This window comes from Streptococcus sp. FSL L8-0526 (assembly GCF_038007145.1).
GTDB classification, from domain to species: domain Bacteria; phylum Bacillota; class Bacilli; order Lactobacillales; family Streptococcaceae; genus Streptococcus; species Streptococcus thermophilus.
The window spans coordinates 62,969-86,776 of the sequence record NZ_JBBOWP010000001.1 but is presented as its reverse complement, the minus strand read 5'-3'; the positions used below and the strand labels follow the sequence as shown (position 1 = coordinate 86,776).

Annotated in this window: 21 protein-coding genes, 1 tRNA gene, 1 rRNA gene and 2 pseudogenes; 20 read left to right on the top strand and 5 right to left on the bottom strand. The window is 39.1% G+C overall.

Annotated features, from left to right (window positions below; translation table 11 throughout):
• The first annotated feature begins 40 nt into the window (after window positions 1-40).
• A 5S ribosomal RNA gene (gene rrf, locus NSQ85_RS00430) occupies window positions 41-156 on the top strand.
• Between the two features lie 5 nt (window positions 157-161).
• Window positions 162-235: transfer RNA gene (locus NSQ85_RS00425), tRNA-Asn, on the top strand.
• 143 nt (window positions 236-378) lie between these two features.
• Here NSQ85_RS00425 and NSQ85_RS00420 read toward each other — a convergent pair.
• Window positions 379-1,394 (bottom strand): annotated as a pseudogene (locus tag NSQ85_RS00420) (ISL3 family transposase); the annotation flags it as partial.
• Between the two features lie 810 nt (window positions 1,395-2,204).
• On the opposite strand from NSQ85_RS00420, the pseudogene tnpA reads away from it, so the two are divergent.
• Both tnpA and NSQ85_RS00410 read left to right on the top strand, forming a co-directional pair.
• Window positions 2,205-2,506, top strand: a pseudogene (gene tnpA, locus NSQ85_RS00415) (IS200/IS605 family transposase); the annotation flags it as partial.
• A 291-nt stretch (window positions 2,507-2,797) separates the two neighbouring features.
• Window positions 2,798-3,295 carry a sigma-70 family RNA polymerase sigma factor gene (locus NSQ85_RS00410; RefSeq protein ID WP_179974167.1) on the top strand — a complete coding sequence of 166 codons (498 nt, stop codon included), beginning with the start codon at window positions 2,798-2,800 and terminating at the stop codon, window positions 3,293-3,295.
• A gap of 99 nt (window positions 3,296-3,394) precedes the next feature.
• Here the strand turns inward: NSQ85_RS00410 and NSQ85_RS00405 are convergent, their stop codons facing one another.
• Window positions 3,395-4,237 carry a mechanosensitive ion channel family protein gene (locus tag NSQ85_RS00405; protein ID WP_340780890.1) on the bottom strand — a complete coding sequence of 281 codons (843 nt, stop codon included), beginning with the start codon at window positions 4,235-4,237 and terminating at the stop codon, window positions 3,395-3,397.
• Between the two features lie 142 nt (window positions 4,238-4,379).
• On the opposite strand from NSQ85_RS00405, the gene tig reads away from it, so the two are divergent.
• The 8 genes from tig to NSQ85_RS00365 all read left to right on the top strand — a co-directional run bounded on the left by tig (window position 4,380) and on the right by NSQ85_RS00365 (window position 13,687).
• Complete coding sequence (tig, locus tag NSQ85_RS00400) at window positions 4,380-5,663, top strand: trigger factor (protein WP_179972533.1); 1,284 nt, start codon at window positions 4,380-4,382, stop codon at window positions 5,661-5,663.
• Between the two features lie 156 nt (window positions 5,664-5,819).
• Window positions 5,820-6,395 (top strand): DNA-directed RNA polymerase subunit delta, encoded by a 576-nt coding sequence (rpoE, locus tag NSQ85_RS00395; protein ID WP_179972534.1) that lies wholly within the window; start codon window positions 5,820-5,822, stop codon window positions 6,393-6,395.
• A 250-nt stretch (window positions 6,396-6,645) separates the two neighbouring features.
• Window positions 6,646-8,250: a CTP synthase gene (locus NSQ85_RS00390; protein ID WP_179974170.1), complete on the top strand. Its 1,605-nt coding sequence runs from the start codon at window positions 6,646-6,648 to the stop codon at window positions 8,248-8,250.
• 94 nt (window positions 8,251-8,344) lie between these two features.
• Entirely contained in the window at window positions 8,345-8,815 is a 471-nt protein-coding gene (locus NSQ85_RS00385) for a DUF3013 family protein (RefSeq protein WP_179974171.1), read from the top strand.
• Between the two features lie 15 nt (window positions 8,816-8,830).
• Window positions 8,831-9,277: an NUDIX hydrolase gene (locus tag NSQ85_RS00380; RefSeq protein WP_179974172.1), complete on the top strand. Its 447-nt coding sequence runs from the start codon at window positions 8,831-8,833 to the stop codon at window positions 9,275-9,277.
• Entirely contained in the window at window positions 9,277-10,230 is a 954-nt protein-coding gene (gene prmA / locus NSQ85_RS00375; protein ID WP_179972538.1) for a 50S ribosomal protein L11 methyltransferase, read from the top strand. Before NSQ85_RS00380 ends, prmA begins: the two co-directional genes overlap by 1 nt.
• Window positions 10,231-10,974 carry a 16S rRNA (uracil(1498)-N(3))-methyltransferase gene (locus NSQ85_RS00370; protein WP_179974173.1) on the top strand — a complete coding sequence of 248 codons (744 nt, stop codon included), beginning with the start codon at window positions 10,231-10,233 and terminating at the stop codon, window positions 10,972-10,974.
• A gap of 172 nt (window positions 10,975-11,146) precedes the next feature.
• Window positions 11,147-13,687 carry a bifunctional 2',3'-cyclic-nucleotide 2'-phosphodiesterase/3'-nucleotidase gene (locus NSQ85_RS00365; RefSeq protein ID WP_179974174.1) on the top strand — a complete coding sequence of 847 codons (2,541 nt, stop codon included), beginning with the start codon at window positions 11,147-11,149 and terminating at the stop codon, window positions 13,685-13,687.
• A gap of 41 nt (window positions 13,688-13,728) precedes the next feature.
• On the opposite strand, the gene nrdI is transcribed toward NSQ85_RS00365, so the two are convergent.
• Window positions 13,729-14,187 (bottom strand): class Ib ribonucleoside-diphosphate reductase assembly flavoprotein NrdI, encoded by a 459-nt coding sequence (gene nrdI, locus NSQ85_RS00360; RefSeq protein ID WP_179974175.1) that lies wholly within the window; start codon window positions 14,185-14,187, stop codon window positions 13,729-13,731.
• Window positions 14,188-14,356: 169 nt separating this feature from the next.
• Between nrdI and NSQ85_RS00355 the strand changes: the two genes are divergently transcribed.
• From NSQ85_RS00355 to ilvA, 6 genes are all read left to right on the top strand, one after another.
• A complete protein-coding gene (locus tag NSQ85_RS00355) occupies window positions 14,357-16,576 on the top strand; it encodes a RelA/SpoT family protein (RefSeq protein WP_011680659.1) in 2,220 nt (739 codons plus the stop codon).
• Window positions 16,577-16,588: 12 nt separating this feature from the next.
• Complete coding sequence (dtd, locus tag NSQ85_RS00350) at window positions 16,589-17,032, top strand: D-aminoacyl-tRNA deacylase (protein ID WP_179974177.1); 444 nt, start codon at window positions 16,589-16,591, stop codon at window positions 17,030-17,032.
• Window positions 17,033-17,472: 440 nt separating this feature from the next.
• The gene (locus NSQ85_RS00345) at window positions 17,473-17,757 is read left to right on the top strand and encodes a glycoside hydrolase family 66 protein (RefSeq protein ID WP_179972543.1); all 285 of its coding nucleotides are present in this window, start codon (window positions 17,473-17,475) and stop codon (window positions 17,755-17,757) included.
• A complete protein-coding gene (locus NSQ85_RS00340) occupies window positions 17,705-18,043 on the top strand; it encodes a glycoside hydrolase family 66 protein (protein ID WP_269473100.1) in 339 nt (112 codons plus the stop codon). Before NSQ85_RS00345 ends, NSQ85_RS00340 begins: the two co-directional genes overlap by 53 nt.
• Before the next feature lie 214 nt (window positions 18,044-18,257).
• A complete protein-coding gene (locus tag NSQ85_RS00335) occupies window positions 18,258-18,773 on the top strand; it encodes a hypothetical protein (RefSeq protein ID WP_232086935.1) in 516 nt (171 codons plus the stop codon).
• 406 nt (window positions 18,774-19,179) lie between these two features.
• On the top strand, window positions 19,180-20,430 hold the full coding sequence (ilvA, locus tag NSQ85_RS00330; RefSeq protein ID WP_179972544.1) for a threonine ammonia-lyase IlvA: 1,251 nt from the start codon (window positions 19,180-19,182) through the stop codon (window positions 20,428-20,430).
• A 160-nt stretch (window positions 20,431-20,590) separates the two neighbouring features.
• Here the strand turns inward: ilvA and def are convergent, their stop codons facing one another.
• Both def and NSQ85_RS00320 read right to left on the bottom strand, forming a co-directional pair.
• On the bottom strand, window positions 20,591-21,205 hold the full coding sequence (def, locus tag NSQ85_RS00325) for a peptide deformylase (protein ID WP_179972545.1): 615 nt from the start codon (window positions 21,203-21,205) through the stop codon (window positions 20,591-20,593).
• A 92-nt stretch (window positions 21,206-21,297) separates the two neighbouring features.
• Window positions 21,298-21,936 carry a cyclic nucleotide-binding domain-containing protein gene (locus NSQ85_RS00320; protein ID WP_179974178.1) on the bottom strand — a complete coding sequence of 213 codons (639 nt, stop codon included), beginning with the start codon at window positions 21,934-21,936 and terminating at the stop codon, window positions 21,298-21,300.
• A gap of 106 nt (window positions 21,937-22,042) precedes the next feature.
• Between NSQ85_RS00320 and NSQ85_RS00315 the strand changes: the two genes are divergently transcribed.
• The gene (locus tag NSQ85_RS00315; protein ID WP_179974179.1) at window positions 22,043-23,206 is read left to right on the top strand and encodes an MFS transporter; all 1,164 of its coding nucleotides are present in this window, start codon (window positions 22,043-22,045) and stop codon (window positions 23,204-23,206) included.
• Between the two features lie 148 nt (window positions 23,207-23,354).
• Window positions 23,355-23,624 carry a 30S ribosomal protein S15 gene (gene rpsO / locus NSQ85_RS00310; RefSeq protein ID WP_008535715.1) on the top strand — a complete coding sequence of 90 codons (270 nt, stop codon included), beginning with the start codon at window positions 23,355-23,357 and terminating at the stop codon, window positions 23,622-23,624.
• Window positions 23,625-23,808 lie beyond the last annotated feature (184 nt).

The following is a 23,808-nucleotide window of genomic DNA, read 5'->3' as shown; positions in this document are numbered from 1 at the left end:
ACAGTATAGATATTCAATTTTGAGTTGAGAATACTCAGAGTTAAGTGACGATAGCCTAGGAGATACACCTGTTCCCATGCCGAACACAGAAGTTAAGCCCTAGTACGCCTGATGTAGTTGGGGGTTTCCCCCTGTTAGATACGGTAGTCGCTTAGCCTTTATCCGCCATAGCTCAGTTGGTAGTAGCGCATGACTGTTAATCATGATGTCGTAGGTTCGAGTCCTACTGGCGGAGTATAATTTTTTAAGCTAGACATTGTCTAGCTTTTTTGTGTTATTTGTTAACTGTAGTTGATGACGAAAAGTGGCTCTTTGTCAACTATAGTGGGTAGATTAAAAGCTAACACCTAGAGAGGACGAAGTTCGTCCTCTCTTTCTTATAGGATTAACAGTGGCTATTTCCTGTTCGATGAGACTGAAGAAATGATCTGAGTTTTTCTCTTGGAAATGGAACAAGAGAAATTGATAGAGTTCATAGTGCTGTCTGAGTTCATCTGAGTAGGATAGGAGTTTTTCTAGGATTTCCTTGTTAGTCAAATGCATTCGAAACATAGGACGATAAAATCGTTTATCGCTGAGTTTACGGCTATCTTGTTGTATCAATTTCCAGTAACGTTTCAAGGCTCGGTATTCCTGCGATTTTCTGTCGAATTGATTCATAATTTGAATACGGACACGGTTCATATCACGACTAAGGTGTTGCACGATATGAAAGCGATCGAGTACAATTTTTGCATTCGGAAAAAGCTGTTTAGTAAGTTGATAATAGGGACTAAACATATCCATGGTAATCACTTTGACCCGATTTCTAACCTTTCTAGGATAGCGTAGAAAGTGGTTTCGGATGGTTGCTTGAGTTCTTCCGTCGAGAATGACGATGACATTTAGGGAGTTGAAATCTTGAGCGATGAAGCTCATTTTCCCCTTCTTGAAGGCATACTCGTCCCAACTCATCACCTCAGGTAGGGTATTCCAATCCGTTTCAAACTTGAACTCATTTAGCTTTCTCATAACTGACGATGTTGAAATTGATAGCCTGTGTGCAATATGTTTCATTGCTTGATTTTCGATGAGTAATTGTGCGATTTTCTGGTTAACAGCGACAGAGATTTGGTGGTTTTTCTTGACAAGAGGAGTTTCAGCGACCGCCATTTTTCCGCAATCTTTACACTTGAAACGACGCTTTCGAAGACGGATAAGTAAAGGGTAGCCAGCAGTTTCTAAGTAGGGGATTTTAGAAGTTTTCTGGTAGCCGTACTTAGCCATTTGTCCCTTGCATTTTGGGCATTTAGGGGCTGTGTAATCCAAGTGACCGTGGAGTTCTAAGTGAGTTCCCATATCATATTCATCAGTGATAGTGATATTTTGTCTTTAATTCTGAGAAAATTTGTGATAAGATTTAGTTATGCCATATGAGTCTTTCTAAAATGATAGTTTGAGAACTTTTCATTATAGGTCATATGGGACTTTTTGTATATACTCAAAAAGGCTCCATAATTTCCATGGTGGATTTACCCACTACAGAAATTATAGAGCCCGAAAAGCTAATATCTAGATGTGTCTTTTCAACGGCTTTATTTGCGCTTAAGGTTTGATAAAAAGTTTTCGAGCTAGTGGCATATAGGCTTCTGTCATATTCATCGTAAGAAACTGTATCTTATTCATCTTAGAACTTAATAGCTGGGACTTGCTCTTTATGTTACTTGAAAGTAAACTGATCAAGTTTAAGATGGATAAATGAAACCCTTTTTAGTAAGGCATTTTTTAACTTTTTGTCGAACTAGATCTGAAATAATGTCTTTCTTACACCCTTTACACTAGAAGCAAGGCTTTTTAAGCACGTAGTAGTGTTGGTGTTCTAGTTTTGTTTAAACCTCGATTAAAGTAACTTTTTCAAATACAAGAGAAATAATGATGTTAGTATCTGCAATTCTGTGGTATTCTTAATAGATCTCATGAGTTCTTCCTAATAATGGTTAAGTTGCTTTTCATTATAGTTCTTATGAGAGTTTTTGGGTACATTAAAAAAGCTCTATAATCTCTACAGTGGTTTTACCATCTACAGAAATTATAGATCCTCGAATTCCTCTAGCTGTGCTAGTGGTTCTGAAAAGCTTTTAGCGATATATTAAAAATATCTCTCTAAAGTGTTATATTAGATAAGTTTTCGTGATCACTAACTAATATACTAAAGAAAATCCTTTATGAGACAGGATAATAATAGTTTAGTACATACTACAAGGAGTTATAAGTATCATATTGTGTTTGCACTAAAATATCGACGACAGCTAAATTTATGGAAAATACAAAACAAGTATAGGTCAAATCTTACGATTATGATGAAATACATGAAGTAGAAGCTTGCCCAGATCATATTCAGATGTTGGTGAGTAAATTATATAAACTAATTGTTTCTTCATTTATGGGATATTTAAAGGGTAAGAGTAGCTTAATAATATTTATCGGAAACGCTAATTTAAAGTATAAATATGAGTATTGTAAATTTAGTTTTTATGTTTTTGTTGATATTGAGAGTAGTTAGTCGGGTTAACGAGAAAAGGTGAGATGAAGGGAAACGATTCGTTAGATCTTTAGGCGTCCATCGTTAGCGGTGCCTTTTAGCTGAAGAACGAACCACCTGTTCTCGTGGGTGGTTTTGACTCTATCTCGCTTATTTAATTGTTTTAGTCAAGTTATTTATAGTGACATATATGTCTCTATTTTATTTTTCTACATTCTTTTATAATAGGTCTGTAATTATCTAATTACAAAATTTATATTTATTATTGGAGGTTCAATGGAACAAGAAGTTTTTGTTAAGGCATATGAAAAGGTAAGGCCAATTGTACTTAAGGCTTTTAGGAAATACTTTATTCAGCTTTGGGATCAAGCTGACATGGAGCAAGAAGCGATGATGACTTTGTATCAGCTTTTAAAAAAGTTTCCTGATTTAGAGAAAGATAATGATAAGTTACGTCGTTACTTTAAAACTAAGTTTAGGAATCGACTGAATGATGAAGTGAGGCGGCAGGAGTCAGTAAAACGTCAAGCTAATAGACAGTGCTATGTTGAAATTTCAGATATTGCCTTTTGTATTCCCAATAAGGAGCTAGATATGGTTGATAGACTTGCTTATGATGAACAGCTTAATGCTTTTCGTGAGCAGTTATCATCGGAGGATTCTCTTAAGTTAGATCGATTGTTGGGTGGTGAATGCTTTAGGGGAAGGAAAAAGATGATACGAGAGTTAAGATTTTGGATGGTTGACTTTGATCCATGTAATGAAGAAAACTGAGTTGAAATTATTCTCTAGTTTGTTTTATTCAATAGTTATGGACATTATTCGTATCAGTTAATTTATTTATTAGTGACTCTCATTATAAGATGAGTTTGTTTATTTTGCCTCTATTGTGTTTCCAGTAATTCTTGGAAGGTCAACCTTTTCTTTAATTAGAGCTTCATAGTAAAGTTTTAAGAATTCTGCATAGATATGGACTTGTTGTCCATTTTTTGTAAAAATGTCAACACGAAAAACCAGTTGTCCGGAAGGTTTTGAAGTTAATCCGATGATATTGGGACTCCCAATAATTTCAGGATAATTTTCAATGTTGTCTTTATTAACTTGTTGAATAATGCTTGTTACTTTATTGATATCGGTAGAAGTATAGACTGGGATATCAATTTGAGCTCTCATATCTCCACGAGATTTATTGGAAACGATTGTGATATTACGATTAGGTATAAAATGAAGTGTTCCATCAAAGCCTCGAATCTGAGTAGTGCGGATACCCATAGTAGAAACAAGACCTGTAATGGTTCCTACCTCAACAGAATCACCAACTTCAAATTGATCTTCTAATAAGATGAAAAAACCATTAACGACGTCAGATAGGAATCCTTGAGCTCCTAGACCAAGGGCAACACCGGCAAGTCCGGCTCCAGCTAGAAGGCTAGATACGGGAACACCCAAAATACTTAGAAGCCAGTATACAAGGAAAAAGTAAAGGATATAGTTCATGCAATTGTGCAGTAGGTGTTCAATAGTTTTTTTACGGGCGGATGTTTGAATGGTCCATGATAGTGAACGTCCGATAGTATGTTTAAACAGAAAGTTGATAATCTTTTTACTATGCAGAAAGATGATGAGGAGAATGAGAAGTTTAATCCCTTTCGAAATAAGTAGCATTAGGCTTTCTTCGAAATTAAATTGCTGTATATATTTTTGTAAAATATTCATATCTCTAGTTTATCAAAATTTGTAAAAAGAAACAGTCTATAACATTTTTCTTGTTATTAAATTGGAGAAAAAAACTTTCAAAAGACTTTGAAATATGGTAAACTAAACTGTATCTATAAAAAATTTTAAGGAGAATGACTACATGTCTGTATCATTTGAAAACACAGCCACAAACCGTGGTGTGGTGACATTTACTATCGGTCAAGATAAAATTCAACCAGCTTTGGATCAAGCGTTTAACAAGGTTAAAAAGAATTTGAACGTACCAGGTTTCCGTAAAGGACACATTCCTCGTGCCGTATTTAACCAAAAATTTGGTGAAGAAGCTCTTTACGATGATGCTTTGAATGCAATACTTCCAGCAGCTTATGAAGCAGCGATTGCTGAACTTGGTCTTGATGTTGTTGCACAACCAAAAATTGATGTAAAATCAATTGGAAAAGGTCAAGATTGGACACTTACTGCAGAAGTTGTTACAAAACCAGAAGTAAAACTTGGAGCATATAAAGATCTTGAAGTTTCAGTAGAAGTTTCAAAAGAAGTTACTGACGAAGAAGTTGATGCTAAGCTTGAAAATGAACGTAAAAACTTGGCTGAATTGATTGTTAAAGACGGTGCAGCTGAATATGGAGATACTGTGGTTATTGACTTCGTTGGTTCAGTAGACGGTGTTGAATTTGACGGTGGTAAAGGTGAAAACCACTCTCTTGAACTTGGTTCAGGTCAATTTATCCCAGGTTTCGAAGACCAATTGGTTGGAGCAAAATCTGGTGATGAAGTAGAAGTTAAAGTAACTTTCCCAGAAGACTATCAAGCTACTGATCTTGCAGGTAAAGCTGCTGTATTTGTTACTAAAGTTAACGAAGTTAAAGCTAAAGAAGTTCCTGCTCTTGATGATGAGTTGGCTAAAGACCTTGATGACGAAGTTGAAACTCTTGATGAGTTGAAAGCTAAATATCGTAAAGAACTTGAAGCAGCTAAAGAAATTGCATTTGATGATGCTGTTGAAGGTGCTGCACTTGATTTGGCTGTTGAAAACGCTGAAATCGTTGAATTGCCAGCAGAAATGGTTGAAAATGAAGTTGACCGTGCTATGAACGAATTCATGGGTAACTTGCAACGTCAAGGTATTTCTCCTGAAATGTACTTCCAAATTACTGGTACAACCCAAGAAGATCTTCGTAAACAATATGAAGCTGATTCTGATAAACGTGTGAAAACTAACCTTGTTATCGAAGCTGTTGCTGCTGCGGAAGGATTTGACGCTACAGACGAAGAAATCCAAAAAGAAATCAATGACCTTGCAGCTGAGTACAATATGGAAGTATCACAAGTTTCTGCACTTCTTTCACCTGAAATGCTTAAACATGATATTGCTATGAAGAAAGCTGTTGAAGTTATTACAAGTTCAGCAAAAGTTAAATAATATGTCTAAAATCAAGTTTCTGTTGAGACTTGATTTTTTATTCTATAAATACTTTGACTATTGACTCTTTTTAGCGTAAATAGAGGATAGCGAAATTTGATTGCTGAGTTATTTTCTAGTAGGAATTAGCTTGAGTAATAATGAAGGAGAACCGCTTTGGAACTAGACGTATTTGCTGGACAAGAAAAAAGTGAATTATCAATGATTGAAGTGGCCCGTGCTATCTTAGAAACACGTGGTCGTGATAAAGAAATGTATTTCAACGATTTAGTCAATGAAATTCAAAATTACTTAGAAAAATCGGATGCCGATATCCGTAGTGCGTTGCCATTCTTTTATTCAGATTTGAATACGGATGGAAGTTTCATTCCACTAGGTGATAACAAATGGGGCTTGCGTTCATGGTATGCTATTGATGAAATCGATGAAGAGGTTATCACATTGGAAGATATTGATGAAAATGCACCAAAACGTAAAAACAAGAAAGTTAATGCCTTCATGGATGGTGATGAAGATGCCATCGACTATAATGATGATGATCCAGAAGATGAGAACTTTACACCTTCTTCTGCTATTCTTGAATATGACAATGATAACGAAGATGATGAGAAAGCCGAAGTGGAATCTTATGATTCTGAGTTGAATGAAATTATTCCAGATGACGATTTAGATGATGCTGGGTTGTCTGAAGAAGATGACGATGATGACTATGAAGATGAGACAAACGACTAAGTTTTCATTGACAAATGGTTTTGGATAGTTTAGACTATTTATCGGGCACCTCTTTTAAAGAGGCCATGATTAAGGCTCCCAGAGTAAAACTCTTGGGGTCATTTTTGTTTTCAGTCATCTACTGGTTTTGTTGCTATTGAGTTACTAAATAGCACTCATGTTGTATACTGGTAAAGGACAATTTTGATTATCGAATACGGTAATCAATCTGCTTTTTTCATTGTTTTGTATTATTTTATAAGGAGTTAACATGACAAAATATATTTTCGTCACTGGTGGTGTGGTATCTTCAATTGGTAAAGGGATCGTAGCTGCGAGTCTTGGACGTTTGCTTAAGAATCGTGGGCTTAAGGTTACCATTCAAAAATTTGACCCTTACATCAATATTGATCCAGGAACGATGAGTCCTTACCAACATGGTGAAGTTTATGTCACTGATGATGGTGCTGAAACGGACCTTGACCTTGGCCACTACGAACGTTTTATCGATATTAACCTTAACAAATACTCTAACGTTACTACTGGTAAGATTTATAGTGAAGTTTTACGTAAAGAACGTAAAGGGGAGTATTTAGGTGCGACTGTTCAGGTAATTCCGCATATCACAGATGCTTTGAAAGACAAGATTAAGCGTGCGGCGACAACGACTGATTCAGATGTTGTTATCACTGAAGTTGGTGGGACTGTTGGTGATATTGAAAGTCTTCCATTCTTAGAAGCTCTTCGTCAAATGAAGGCTGATGTGGGCTCTGATAATGTTATGTATATCCACACAACGCTTCTTCCATACTTGAAGGCTGCTGGGGAAATGAAGACAAAACCAACGCAACACTCTGTTAAGGAATTGCGTGGTTTAGGTATTCAACCCAAAATGTTGGTTATTCGTACAGAGGAACCTGCTGGGCAAGGAATCAAGAATAAGTTGGCTCAGTTTTGTGATGTAGCACCTGAGGCTGTTATTGAATCACTAGATGTGGAACATATCTATCAAGTGCCACTTAATATGCAGGCTCAGGGTATGGATCAAATCGTTTGTGATCATTTGAAGCTGAATGCACCAGCTGCAGATATGACAGAATGGTCTGCTATGGTTGATAAGGTACTTAACCTTAAGAAAACAACTAAAATTGCTCTTGTTGGGAAATATGTGGAGCTTCACGATGCTTATTTGTCAGTGGTTGAGGCGCTTAAACACTCAGGTTTGGCAAATGATACTGCCATTGATATTGACTGGGTTAATACTAATGATTTGACTGCTGAAAATGTTGCTTCTCGCTTGGCTGATGCTGATGGTATTATCGTTCCTGGTGGTTTTGGTCAACGTGGTACAGAGGGCAAGATTCAAGCTATTCGTTATGCACGTGAAAATGATGTGCCGATGTTGGGTGTCTGCCTCGGTATGCAATTGACATGTATTGAATTTGCTCGCCACGTTCTTCACTTGGATGGCGCTAATTCAACTGAGCTTGATCCAGAAACTCAATACCCAATTATTGATATTATGCGTGATCAAATTGATATTGAAGATATGGGTGGTACTCTTCGTCTTGGCCTTTACCCATGTAAGTTGAAACCAGGTTCTAAGGCAGCAGCCGCTTACGGCAACCAAGAGGTAGTGCAACGTCGTCACCGTCACCGTTATGAATTTAATACTAAGTTCCGTGAGCAGTTCGAGGCTGAGGGCTTTGTATTCTCAGGCGTGTCACCAGATAATCGTTTGATGGAAGTCGTAGAACTCCCAGATAAGAAATTCTTTGTTGCAGCGCAATACCACCCAGAATACCATAGCCGTCCAAACCATGCTGAAGAACTTTACAGTGCTTTTGTAACAGCAGCGGTTGAAAATGCTAAATAATGAACTAGAACAGAGTGGAATAGCCTACTCTGTTTTTTATTGGCTTCTTTTATGCTAAAATAAAGGGAATAATAAGAAAGAGCGAGGAAAACAAATGGCTAAGTTTGGCTTTTTGTCAGTATTAGAAGAAGAATTAGATAAGCACCTGGATTATGATTTTGCGATGGACTGGGATAAAAAGAATCACGCTGTGGAGGTGACGTTCATCCTAGAAGCGCAAAACAGTGGTAATGTGGAGACTATTGATGATAAGGGTGAAGTGTCTGATGAAGATGTTATTTTTGAAGATTACGTGCTCTTTTACAATCCAGCAAAATCGAGATTTGATGAGGAGGACTACTTAGTAACAATCCCATATGAACCTAAAAAAGGTCTGTCTCGTGAGTTTTTAGCTTATTTTGCAGAAACCTTAAATGAGGTGGCAACGGAAGGGTTGAGTGACTTGATGGATTTTCTATCTGATGATGGACCTGAGGAATTCGGTTTGGTTTGGGACAAAGAAGCTTTCGAAAAAAGGAAAGCTCAACTTGAAGAGAAAGTGTTTTTTGCTTATCCAAGGTATTAAAGGGAGCGAAAAGGGATGGATGCTTATCTAAAGGATCAGTTAGATTTTACAGGTGTTAAGGTTGCCTTACTCGTAGAGAAAAGTATTCTGGTCGTTCTTAGAGATAATAAGACATATATTCCTTGGCCAAATATGTGGGAATTACCAGGTGGTGGAAGAGAGGGCATAGAAACGCCACTTGAGTGTCTTCAACGTGAAGTCTGGGAGGAGCTGGGCTTGACTTTGAAAGAGGAATCGATTATTTGGTCGCGAATCTACCCTAGTATCTTGGATAAAGATAGGTTAGCTGTTTTTGTGGTTGCCCAAATTAGTCAGAAGCAGTATCAAGAGATTCGTTTTGGAGATGAAGGGCAGGAATTTAAATTGATGCCTATAGAGAATTTTATAAAAGCAGAAGGTGTCATTCCCCGGTTGCAAGAACGTTTTAAAGACTATTTAGTAGGAAAGGAAATAGATAATTAATGAACAAATGGCAAGAATTAACGATTGAAGTTAATCGTGAGGTCGAAGAGGCGGCTTCTAATATTTTAATTGAATCTGGTAGTCAAGGTGTGGCTATTGATGATAGTGCAGATTATTTGGAAAATGCGGACCGTTTTGGGGAACTTTATCCTGAGGTTGAGCAGGTTGAAACGGTTAAAATTACGGCTTATTATCCGGAATCAGCAGATATCGAGGCCATTACTAAGCAGGTTAATGAGCGTTTGGCTGAGTTGACGGATTTTGGTCTTGAAACGGGAGATATTCACTTGGCTACTCAAGAATTGGTTGAAGAAGATTGGGCTGAGAATTGGAAAAAATACTATGAACCAGCACGAATTACCCATGATTTGACCATCGTACCGTCATGGACGGATTATGAGGCATCAGAGGGGGAAAAAATCATTAAGTTGGATCCTGGTATGGCCTTTGGGACAGGAACACATCCAACGACTAAGATGAGCCTTTTTGCACTCGAACAGGTGCTTCGTGGTGGTGAGACGGTGATTGATGTGGGAACTGGTTCGGGAGTTCTCTCGATTGCTAGCTCTCTTCTTGGAGCCAAGGAAATCTATGCTTATGACCTTGATGATGTGGCGGTTCGAGTCGCACAGGAAAATATCGACATGAATCCTGGTATGGAAAATATCCACGTTGCTACGGGAGATCTTTTGAAGGGTGTGACTCAAGAAGCTGATGTTATCGTGGCTAATATTTTGGCGGATATTCTCATCCACCTGACGAAAGACGCCTATCATTTGGTTAAGGACGAAGGTTATTTGATTATGTCAGGGATTATCTCTGAAAAATGGGATATGGTGCGTGAATCGGCTGAGAAAGCTGGTTTCCTTCTGGAAACTCACATGGTTCAGGGAGAGTGGAATGCTTGTGTCTTCAAGAAGACGGATGATATTTCAGGTGTGATTGGAGGATAAATGCAACAGTATTTTATAAAGGGGCAGGTTGAAAATCCAGTGATCATCAAAGACAAGGATACTGTGAAGCATATGTTTAACGTTATGCGTTTAACAGAGGATGATCAGGTTGTCTTGGTTTTTGAAGACGGTGTCAAGCGCCTTGCTCATGTGATTGATTGTGAGAATCATGTCTTTGAAGTGATTGAAGACTTAAATGAGACTGTCGAGATGCCTGTATCTGTAACCATTGCTTCTGGTTTTCCCAAGGGAGACAAGCTGGAACTGGTGACACAAAAGGCAACAGAGCTTGGAGCTCAGGCTATTTGGGGCTTCCCTGCCGACTGGTCTGTAGTTAAATGGGATGGTAAGAAGCTTGCCAAGAAGGAAGATAAACTTGCCAAAATTGCTCTAGGAGCTGCAGAACAATCCAAGCGTAATTGTGTTCCAGAAGTCAGATTGTTCGAGAAGAAGGGAGAATTTCTATCAGAATTAGCTCATTTTGATAAGATTTTTATTGCCTATGAGGAAACAGCTAAAGCCGGTGAGTTGTCCACTCTAGCTCGTGAGTTGGCTAAGGTGGAAAATGGACAGAAGCTTCTCTTTATCTTTGGACCAGAAGGTGGTATTTCTCCGTCTGAGATTGATGCATTTGAAGAAGCTGGTGGCGTTAAAATTGGTCTTGGACCGCGTATTATGCGGACGGAAACAGCTCCCCTCTATGCTTTGAGCAGTGTGAGTTATGCCCTAGAATTGAATAATTAAGAGAAAGTTGGCTTTGTTCCAACTTTTTTTGTGTTTGACACTTTTAAGCTAAGATTGAATCATGTCATTGGTTTTGTATGACAAATCGAGCAATTCTAAAAAAAGTTGATATTCTTATTTCGGTTTAATATAATTGTATTATCTTTATAAAAGAGGAAGAATTTTAATTTTAATGAAAACGAATCGTTATGTGACTCAATCCGCTGTTGTTTTGGGCCTTTTTGCTCTCTTGACTGTGCCACAAGTTGTGGGGCATGCTGATGAGGCAACGGCACCAGTTCCAACTACCTCAACTGAAACTGTGACAGATAGTGGAGCTACTATCGTATCAGGACAAGAAACTTCGGGGACAGCTGTTCAAGGAGGAACAGAGACTGTATCTGCTACACCAACACCAGTAGCGACAAATGCGTCTGTAGAAGCATCATCTTCTAGCTCAACAGCCCAAGCAAGTCAAGAAGCTAGTGCTATTTTGACTAATGCCAATCAAGTGACACCAGCAGTGCCAGTACAGCCTGAAACCGTTACTGAACCTGCTCATGAGGGACAGGCTGTTGATATGCAGATTTTGTCAACAACAGATATTCACACCAACTTGGTTAACTATGACTATTATCAAGATAAGCCGTCTCAAGCCGTTGGTCTGTCCAAAACTGCTGTCCTTATCAAAAAAGCCCGTGAAACCAATCCCAATACGGTCTTGGTGGACAGTGGGGATACGATTCAAGGAACTCCTTTTGGAACTTATAAGGCCTTGATTGATCCTGTTGCCCAAGGTGAGACTCACCCTATGTACAAGGCTTTTGAGATGCTTGGTTACGATGCTGAAACGCTTGGAAATCACGAGTTTAACTATGGCCTCGAATTTTTGGATCGCATGGTTAAGACCGCTAAGATTAACATTATCAATGCTAATGTGCGCAATGCTCAGACAGGTGACTACTATTACAATCCCTATAAGATTGTTAATAAGACCTTTACCGATACGGATGGCAAACAGGTAACGCTAAAAATCGGTATTACTGGTGTCCTTCCAACGCAGATTTTGGTTTGGGATAAGGCCAATCTTGAAGGTAAGGTAACTGTCGACGATCCAATGGAGGCTGTTAAGACTATTGTTCCTCAAACGAAGGCTGCTGGGGCTGATTTTATTCTTGTTGCTGCTCATTCTGGTATTGGCGACAATGAATATACTAAGAACGAGGAAAATGAAGGTTACCAAATTGCTGGTATCGAAGGTGTTGATGCTGTTGCGACAGGGCATTCTCATGCGGATTTCCCAAATGGTGATGGTACAAGTTTTTATGCCAAATATCCTGGTGTAGATGATGTCAATGGTCTCATCAATGGGAAACCTGTAGTTATGGCTGGTAAGTTCGGAGATCATCTCGGTATCATGGATGTCAAGTTGACTTATACGGATGGCAAATGGAAAGTTGTCAACAGTAAGGCCAAGCTTGAAAAAATTGATACTAAGTCAGATATTGCGGATAAAGCTCTAATTGACATGGCTGCTCATGACCACAATGGGACAATCAACTATGTTCGTAAGGAGGTTGGTGAGACCACTGCCCCAATCACTAGCTATTTTGCTCAAGTTCAGGACGATCCATCTATTCAAATCGTAAACAATGCGCAATTGTGGTATGCCAAAAAACAAGTAGCGGGAACAGCAGATGAAAATCTACCAATCCTTTCAGCAGCTGCACCTTTCAAGGCAGGGACTCGTGGGGATGCAAGTTACTACACTGACATTCCAGCAGGTCCATTAGCCATTAAGAATGTCGCAGACCTCTACCTCTATGATAATGTCACTGCCCTTCTCAAGGTGACTGGTGCGCAGATTAAAGAATGGTTGGAAATGTCTGCAGGACAGTTCAATCAAATTGACCCTAACAGCAAAGAACCCCAACAACTCATTAACAGTAGCTATCGCTCATATAATTACGATGTGATTGATGGGTTGACTTACAAGTTCGATTTAACGCAACCTAACAAGTATGACCATGAAGGTAAGTTGGTTAACCCAGATGCCAGTCGTGTCCGTGATTTAGCTTATCAAGGTCAACCAATTGATTTGAATCAAACCTTCCTTGTCGTAACCAATAACTACCGTGCGACTGGTAATTTCCCTGGTGTTAAGGATGCCGTAGAAAAACGTCTTCTCAATCTTGAAAATCGTCAGGCCATCATTGACTATATTGTCAGTGAGAAAACGATTAATCCGAGTGCCGATGGGAATTGGAGTTTCCTTCCAAACATTGCAAATGCGGATATCCGTTTTGCCTCATCGGACAATGCACGTGCCCACCTTGCTAATCAGGATGCTATTAGTTATGTAGGGGCATCAACACAGGCAGGATTTGCGGAGTACCGTTTGATTGTTAAGGAAAAAGCAAATCAAGTCGAGGATATGGCTAATAAAGAATCTGAGAAGTTATCAAAAGATGCTGAGACAGTGGATCAAACTAAGCGCGTGACACCAAAGGTTATCGAAGGGTCTAGCTTGGTTAAACCAGCTACAGCTATTCAGTTGTCAAATTCTCAGGTAATCATCTTGCCTCAAGCTCAAATCCAAGAAACTCAAGTTTCAAGTTCTGCTGAGACTTTGCCAAATACAGGTTCGGATGAATCCATGTCAGCAACTTTAGCTGGTCTGGTTCTTGTGACCTTGGCTGGTTTCTTTGGAATCAAGAAATACGAAAAAAATTAAGCAAGAGAAAAAGCCCATGTCAGGGCTTTTTTGCTCTAGTTTTACAGTTGGATAAAGTTCTTTTGTGCTTCTAGGATAATAGGTGCTAGACGCTCAATATCGGACTGTGTACCACGTAGTTCAAAGTCTCCCAACATTGGGAAGCCAAAACGCTGGCTGTACTGTTTAGCAGTTAGGCAGTATTGGTTATTGAAGTTGCGATTCCCAGAACCGATGATACCAAAGCAACGTTTGTGGTTGTCATGGGCTGCGATAAAGTCTCCCAGTGGATTAGTTAGGATTTCGACATCTCCATTGTCAACACCATTCCCACCTTCAAGGTAGGTTGGTAAGATTGCAACAAACGGTTCATCCACTTGGAAGGTTTCATGATTAAGCTCTTTAATATTGATTTGGCGGCAATTAATCCCATGATTTAGGGAGAGATAATCAGACATACGTTTTACAAAGCTTTGGGTGTTACCGCTCAGGCTAATATATACGAAGGTGAGTTGAGACATGAGTGTCCTCTTTCTATCTATATCTTGTGTTTGTTCAACCATTCTAACACAAGATGTTGTGTTTTTCAAGTTGACTCCTCCCAGTTAATAATTGCTTATCTAGCTCTTTTTCTTTACTTACAAAAGTGATAAAATAAAGGTTAATTATAAAGAAGCGAAGGAAGAAATCATGGCTAAAAATAAAAATGTAACAGGAGAAGAAATTTTAGACGTTTGCTCGGTATATATGTCAGCAGATGATTTGAAATTAGTCGAAAAGGCCTGGCATTATGCGACAGATGCTCATAGTGAGCAATTTCGTCAGTCAGGAGAACCTTATATAATCCACCCTATTCAAGTGGCAGGTATTTTGGCAGATCTCCATCTTGATGCAGTAACAGTGGCCTGTGGTTTCTTGCATGATGTCGTTGAAGACACGGAAAAGACGCTAGATGATTTAGAAGCGGATTTTGGTACGGATGTACGCAATATCGTAGACGGTGTTACCAAGCTTGGTAAGGTTGAATATAAGTCTCACGAGGAGCAGTTGGCTGAAAATCACCGTAAGATGCTTATGGCCATGTCTAAGGATATCCGAGTAATCTTGGTTAAGTTGGCAGACCGTTTGCACAATATGCGTACTCTCAAGCATCTTCGTAAGGATAAGCAGGAGCGCATTTCTCGTGAAACGATGGAAATTTACGCTCCTTTGGCCCACCGTTTGGGTATCAGCCGTATCAAATGGGAATTGGAAGACACGGCTTTCCGTTACCTTAACGAGGTAGAATTTTATAAGATTTCCCACATGATGAAGGAAAAACGCCGCGAGCGTGAGGCACTTGTGGACGAGATTGTCGATAAAATTAAGACATATACAGCTGAACAAGGGCTTGTCGGTGATGTTTATGGCCGTCCAAAACACATCTACTCTATTTTTCGTAAGATGCGTGACAAGAAGAAACGCTTTGATCAGATTTATGATTTGATTGCTATTCGTTGTGTCATGGAGACGCATAGTGACGTTTATGCTATGTTGGGATACATCCACGAGCTCTGGCGTCCTATGCCTGGACGTTTCAAAGACTATATTGCCAATCCTAAATCCAATGGTTATCAGTCTATCCATACGACGGTTTATGGTCCCAAAGGGCCTATTGAAATCCAAATCCGTACCAAGGATATGCACCAAGTTGCCGAATACGGGGTTGCAGCTCACTGGGCTTACAAGAAAGGTATCAAGGGCAAGGTCGATTCGAAAGAGTCTGCTTTGGGAATGAATTGGATTAAAGATCTTGTGGAACTCCAAGATGCCTCAAACGGGGATGCTAAGGGATTTGTTGACTCTGTAAAAGAGGATATCTTCTCAGAGCGAATTTATGTCTTTACACCAAAAGGTGATGTTCAGGAATTGCCTAAAGATTCAGGTCCTATTGACTTTGCCTATGCCATCCATACCCAAGTCGGCGAGAAAGCCACAGGTGCCAAGGTTAATGGTCGTATGGTGCCTCTGACTGCCAAACTCAAGACGGGTGATGTGGTTGAGATTGTTACCAATGCTAATTCCTTTGGCCCTAGTCGTGACTGGATTAAGATGGTCAAAACGACTAAGGCCAGAAATAAAATTCGTCAATTCTTTAAGAATCAAGACAAGGAAGCTTCAATCACCAAGGGTCGTGAGCTTTTGATAGCCTATTTCCAAGAGCATGGCTATATTGCCAACAAGTACCTAGACAAGAAACATATAGAGGAGATCCTTCCTCGTATGAATGTGCGTAGTGAGGAAGCTCTCTATGCTGCTGTTGGTTTTGGTGAAATTAGTGCCGCTGCGGTTTTCAACCGTCTGACAGAAAAAGAACGCCGTGAGGAAGAGCGTGCTAAGGCGAAAGCTGAAGCTGAAGAACTAATGAATGGTGGCGAAGTCAAGACTGAGAAGAAAGATGTTCTCAAGGTTAAAAGTGAAAATGGGGTTATCATTCAAGGTGCCTCAGGTCTCCTTATGCGTATCGCTAAGTGTTGTAACCCAGTACCTGGAGATGAGATTGATGGTTATATCACTAAGGGACGTGGAATAGCTATTCATCGCTCAGATTGTAATAATATCAAGAATCAAGAAGGTTATGAGCAACGTTTAATTGAAGTTGAGTGGGATGAACGCAATACCAATAAATCTTACTTAGCTGAAATTGATATCTATGGGCTTAATCGTTCGGGTCTTTTGAACGATGTTCTTCAAATCTTGTCAAATACAACCAAGAGCATTGCTTCGGTTAATGCACAACCAACTAAGGATATGAAGTTTGCCAATATTCACGTTAGCTTTGAAATTGCTAACCTTATTGAATTGACTGGCCTTGTGGATAAGATTAAAATTATTCCAGATGTTTATAGTGTTAAACGTACTAATGGTTAAGGAGTTGCTGCTATGAAGATTGTGATTCAGCGCGTGCAAAGTGCTTCTGTAGCTATCGAGGATAGTACGGTCGGTGCTATTAAGCAAGGGCTTTTGCTCTTGGTTGGAGTTGGCCCAGAAGACACTAAAGAGGATCTTGACTATGCGGTTCGTAAGATTATCAATATGCGCATTTTTTCAGATGAAGATGGCAAGATGAATCTCTCTATTAAGGATATTGGCGGTCAGATTTTATCGATTTCTCAGTTTACGCTTTTTGCAGATACGAAAAAAGGGAATCGACCGGCATTTACGGGAGCTGCAAAGCCTGACACGGCCAGCCAGTTCTATGACGATTTCAACCAATCCTTGTCAAGTTACGTTCCTGTAGAAAGAGGACGCTTTGGTGCAGATATGCAGGTTAGTCTGGTCAATGATGGCCCTGTTACTGTCATCTTGGATACTAAACATAGATAAACAAATCATTTCTCACTTTGCATGGGAGATGTTTTTTATTCTCATCAAATTTAGGAGTTTAAGAGCTGAAATGTCATCATTTACTGTTTATTTTTATCATTCTAGATAGAATTAGATAACTGGATATCTAATTTCTGAAAAAACAGACTATTCAAGATGAAAAAATTACCGTTTATGGGGATTTCCGGAAATTACCTTGTTTTACAAAAAAATAACTCGAGTTTACAGCATGCAAATACAAATAGTAATAATTTGAAACGCTGAGGTGATTTAAACTTTTTTAGAGGGATAGGTAGATATATGAAAGAAAGTAGCGTCAACTAAATTATTATCAGTGTTGTTTGTAGCCGGTGGTATCCTAGGGATGAATCAAGCTGCTAAGGCAGGTAATGTGGTCAATTCAGAAGTAATAAAACCAGTTATTAGTTATTCCAGGTCGTATGCAGGTTGCCTACGGTGATTTGAAAGCACGTATTGATATGGTACGCAACAAAACTGAATCACTTATCGTTGGTGCTTACATGGAAGAATCAGGGATTGACTATACTGTTTTTGCTGGAAAAGCAACTAACAGTGTTGGTAAAAATGTTTTTGCGAGCAAGCCATTACAAGCCGACGTGACTTTTCTGGTAAATGCGACAGTAGTTGCAGTTGGTGGTTATCACATGTCCATTGCAGCTCTTAACGTCTTTCAAAGTTGCCTATTACCAAACTCCATACCTTAGTGTAGCTAAGTATACTATCCGTAAGCTTTACAACTACCAACAGTTTATCACTGCTTATGAAAATCTTCTCCGTAGTGAGGGTGTGACTAACAGTAATCGGTCTGTATCTACTAAGAATGCTACTGGTGAAATCCTTTCTAAGGATGCTCTAGGTGTGACAGGTGATCAAGTTTGGATATTTGTCAAGTCTGGGAAAGGCTTATCAACTGTTCAAATTGTTCAAATGATTAACATAATCGGCATCAATGTGAGCTGGCATAATGAAGAGGGGGAGGTGGACAAATAAAACACCGTATGCTCAAGAAAATCTCACAGTTCGTCTTAGCCTATCAGGGAAAACAGCTCAAGAGGCTGTTAAAATTGTAGATCAACTCTACTTGACGTCACCAGATAACTAGGCAAATTCGAGTATGAGAAAGGCACAAGCAAGGCTTGAAACAGATGAAAATGATTAACCGGTACTTGTCATTTGAGTTCCTAAACTAACTCTATCAGAGATCTTGCATGATAAGAAAGGTGATAACTCAGCGTCTAATACGGATCAAGGTTCAGTAGTATCAGATTCAATCAATATTTTAATTTCGGAGGCCGCAAGTATATCTGTTTCAGTCGCCTTGTCAGAAGTGTCAGAAACTACAACAGCATCATTAGAAGCGCCAACTTCAGAATCAGAAGTAGTTGAAGAACCAGCAGTTTATTTGACAGAATTAGAGAGCCAGGCAAGCACTTCAGAGGAAATGATCTTTGGAGGAGTACCAGAAAACATCAATAGTTGGAATCGTCTTTCTGAAATTTCACGGGTCTCAGAATTTTTACCAAGTACTTTTAAAACAATCACAGAAGTAGCATCACTCTTTAGTAATTATGAAAGATATTCAGAAACAGCTAGCTCGGAATCTCACTCTATGGTAGTAGCTACCTCAGAGGTTCCTATCGAAAAATTAGCAGTACCTATCTTGAGGGATACGGAGGGGGCTTGTATGCTGCAACAACAATCAGAAATATTGTTGAGATGATTGACAGCATCACAATGGATGTCAGCTATATGCGTAGCAGTCGTCAAGATCTTGTCAATATACCTTCGTCAGAGAAGACCTACAATGGTAGTTAAGATCTTAACCTTGCCAGTAAGATAAAGATGCAAGCAGATGATAAAAGATCAACTAAAAATCTTAAGGCTACATTGATAAAACAGCAAAATCTCATAAGTGGGGAGATCGTGTTGTTGCTATACTTACAGCTATAGTCCTAGCAGAGGTGACAGTTCTTCATAATTTCTTGATGTCAAAATAGAATAAATTATAGGTAAAACTTTTTGTATGAACAGGGAGTTTTCTTTTGATAGACTGCTGATAGACTGCTATTTTTCTGAAAATTGTGATACAATAGAAATAGTTTGAATTTTGTGTCAAAGGAGAGCCAATGATTACTGCAAATGATATCGTAAAGGCTAATGAAGTCTTAAAAAACGTGGTGGAGCGTACCCCACTAGATTTTGATCGCTACTTATCTGAAAAATATGGAGCGACTATTTATATTAAAAAAGAAAATATGCAAAAGGTACGTTCCTTTAAATTACGTGGTGCCTACTATGCAATCCATCAGTTAAGTGATGAAGATAAGGAACATGGTGTGGTCTGTGCATCAGCCGGAAACCATGCCCAAGGTGTTGCTTATACTTGTAATGAAATGAAGATTCCTGCAACTATCTTTATGCCAGTAACAACTCCTCTCCAAAAAATTGGTCAAGTACGTTTCTTTGGTGGCAAGTTTGTAACAATTAAATTGGTTGGAGATACCTTTGATGAATCCGCTAAGGCGGCACAAGAGTATACGAAGTCGGAAGGGATGACTTTCATTGATCCATTCGATGATTATAATGTCCAAGCGGGTCAAGGAACTGTTGCTTATGAAATTTATGAGCAAGCTCAAGAGGAAGGTGTTTCCTTTGATAGTATCTTAGTGCCGGTAGGTGGGGGTGGACTCATCTCTGGTGTGGCTACCTATATCAAGGATGTGGCACCCTCTATAGAGGTTGTAGGTGTTGAGGCTAGTGGCGCTCGTAGTATGCGTGCAGCCTTTGACCGTGGTTATCCTGTAAAACTTGAAAAGATTGATAAGTTTGCAGATGGGATTGCTGTCCAAAAGGTAGGTGCAAAAACTTACGAAGTTGCTCATAAATATGTAGATCGTCTCTTGGGAGTTGATGAAGGATTAATCTCAGAAACCTTAATTGATATGTACTCGAAGGTTGGTACTATCGCAGAACCTGCAGGGGCAGCATCAGTTGCGGCACTTGAAGTGATTAAAGATGAAATTAAAGGAAAAACTATCGTTTGCATCATTTCAGGCGGTAATAATGATATCAACCGTATGCCAGAGATGGAAGAACGTGCCCTTATCTATGATGGGATCAAGCACTATTTTGTGGTTAATTTCCCACAACGTCCAGGAGCCCTTCGTGAGTTTGTAAATGATATCTTAGGGCCAAATGATGACATTACTCGTTTTGAGTACATCAAACGTGCCAATAAAGGGAAAGGTCCAGTTCTCATTGGTATAGCTCTTAGTGATAAGAATGATTATGATGGCCTTCTTGAGCGTCTTTCTGAATTTGATCCAAGTTACATTAATCTTAACGGAAATGAAACACTTTACAACATGCTTGTCTGAGGACGGGTTCATATAATGAAGAAAGAACTGATATTAGTCAGTTCTTTTCTATGTGTAAACTAGCGATGAAATACTTTGAAGAATCCATCATAATCTAGAAAGACTTAAGGAGGATCATGTCTTCAATCTAAATCCCCAGTATCTCTACTGAGGATTTTCATTATTCGATAATCAAGAGTCCATCCTTGATAGTAAATGGATTGTCTTTATTGATACGGTCGTAGAACATGATACCGTTAGTATGATCGATTTCATGTTGAACAACGATTGAGTCGTAACCACGGAGTTTAATCCGTTTCTTTTCACCCTCTTTGTTGAAGTATTCAATAGTAACACGAGCATGGCGAACGACATATCCAGGAACATCGCGATCGACTGAAAGGCATCCTTCACCGTCACCTAGAGCAGCCTCCTGAACAGAATGGGCAACTACTTTAGGATTATACATGATTTCTTGAAGGCTATAAGCTGCTTTAGGTGGGTTCCCCTTAGCGTCTTCAGGATTTGGAACGAGAACAGCAATAATGCGTTTTGAAATATCTAATTGTGGTGCTGCAAGACCAACACCTCCTCGAAGTCCCATTTTTTCAGCGATAACAGGGTCCTGTGAATTACGAAGAAACTGCATCATTTTTTCACCAAGGATAATATCTTCATCTGAAAGTGGCAGGGTTACGTCTTCAGCGACAGCACGCAAGGTTGGGTTGCCTTCGCGTATGATATCGTTCATATCAATCATGTGGCTGGCGCGGATAATTTTGGTTTGAGCATCCATTTGTATACCTCTATTTTATTTGATTTACTTGTTTATAACTATAGCACAAAAGGGTTGAAAGTTAAACCATCAAGGGCTAAAATAGCGTTTTTTTAATCGATGAAAGCCAAGGTTTCCAAGCTATCTCTCTGTAAAATGCGATAGGTTTTAAAAGCTTTCTTCTCAATGATTCCTTGGTCGATAAACTGTTTGATGACTCGCTGTACATGTCGATAGCTAGTCCCAAAACTAGAAGATAAAATGGATGGTGATAACTGAAAGATATCTTGTTCCTCAATATTCAAAATATGAGTAGCTAGACGCTCTTTGACAAAGTAGCTGGCATTCGTTGAGGCAGTAACGCCCTGTCTATGCAGGGCCATTGCTAGGTTACGCCCAATATGATAGAGAAAAATAGGGTCTTTGAGGAGTGCTTCTTTATTATTTAATGGGAGCTGGGCTGCTTGAACTTCTTCTAAAGCAATGACTGAAGAACCCGCTAATTGATTGGTCATGAGTTCAACGTCTCCCAGTAGCTGTGGTTGTTGAGGCATTTCTAGGATGTGTTCTTTACCATTGGATAGGGAGCGAACAATTTTTACCCTACCTGATAAAATGTAGGTTAACTCAGTGATATTTTGTCCCTGAGTGCAAATGTAATTGCCTTTTTGAAAGGTGACTTTCTGTAATTGGCTGAAATAGGGGGCTGAGAAGACTTGTTCAAGTTGAGGGTGAATAATGTGGTTAAGCATACATCTCCTTTTTAGGACTTAGGTCCTATTTTTTTAGCTCTTCTTAGATTATAATGAAAAAATAACTATCAGACAAGTAAGGAAAGGATGCTCTTATCCCTATATCATGATTATGACAAAGATTTTAGAAAAAATGAGCCTACTCGGGCTATCTTTTCTTTTGATTTCGGCCTTCTCCATTTCAACCGCTCTACCACCTATGTTGGACTACTATAGTCCAACATATAATGCTTCTCAAGTCGAGCTTTTGGTGTCTGTCCCTTCTTTTTCCGTAGTGGCTATGCTCTTACTTAATCCTTTTGTTGACAAATGGTTAAATGACAGGCAATTGATTATGACAGGTTTAATTTTACTAAGTAGTGCTGGAATCTTTCCTTTCTTTGTACAATGGTATCCACTTGTTTTACTGTCTCGTCTTGTTTTTGGAATGGGTATCGGTTTCATCAATGCCAAGGCTATTTCTATCATTAGTCAGCGTTACCAGGGCAAAGAGAGAATTCAGATGCTTGGATTTAGAGGATCCGTGGAATTGATTGGTGGGGCATCATGTTCCCTTTTGGTTGGACAATTACTGAAAATTCATTGGACACTTGCTTTTCTTATCTACGGTTTTGGTTTTATCATCCTAGCCATGTACCTTCTCTTTGTACCACCGATGGAGCAGATAGAGAAGAAAGAGATACAAAAAAGTAAACAAGGTTTTAATAAAAAAGATTTTGCTATGATTTTAGGCATGGCCTTCTTGTCAGGTTTTGTGATTTGCATTAATTCATCAATTAGTTTGCGCGTGCCTCTTTTTCAAGTTGATGGTAAGACCATTGTAGGTGGGGAATCAGCTCTGGTACTTAGTTTGGAGCAGGGAATTGGGATTGCAGCTGGACTTAGCTTTGCTTCATTGCTAGCTCACATTAAGAACCGTCTCTTGCCGATGGCCCTGCTTTGCCTATCTATCTGTCTATTTGGAATATCTCTGGCTAACAACTTGCTGACATTGATTTTGTCTTCTGTTGGTGTTGGTTTCTTTTACAGTATTATTTTGACCTTTATCTTTCATCGTCTTTCTGAATGTATTGCTAGAAATTTGCTGAATAAAGCGACGGCTTATGTTCTCTTAGGATGCAACCTAGGCTCAGCCGTATCCCCTTATGTTTTGAAATTGCTGGCACTGGTTTCTTCAAGTTTTAGTTGGATTTTCTTAGCTTATGCTATAGTTAGTTTTCTACTTTTCTTAGGATTCCTTCTGAATTCAAGAATGGTCAAAAAAGCCTAAGTTAGAAAGTCTCGAACAGTGAATTTGACGATTGACAAAGATTAGTAGATAAGCTAGAATAGAGAGGTCGTAAAGACAAACCAACTCTTTCTTGGTTTTAGGAGAGCCAATCCTAAGACTCGGATGGAGCAAAAAAAGGAGAAAAAACATGGCAATCTCAAAAGAGAAAAAAAATGAAATCATTGCACAATACGCACGTCACGAAGGTGACACTGGTTCAGTAGAGGTTCAAGTTGCTGTCCTTACTTGGGAAATCAACCACCTTAACGACCATATCAAACAACACAAAAAAGACCACGCTACTTACCGTGGTTTGATGAAAAAAATCGGTCACCGTCGTAACTTGTTGGCATACCTTCGCCGCACAGACGTTAACCGTTACCGTGAGTTGATCAGCTCACTTGGACTTCGTCGTTAATTCAAGATAGCTTTGTATCTTGAATGAACGAAATTGAAACTGCTCCATCATGGAGCAGTTTTTATTTTTGATTAGGATTTTAGCCCGAGTTCAAAACAGCTAGCTGGATTCAGAAAGCTATTATTTTTTTCTTTTATTCCGAACCTATAAGACGTCCTCGTTTAATTTTTTTGTATTCATCTAA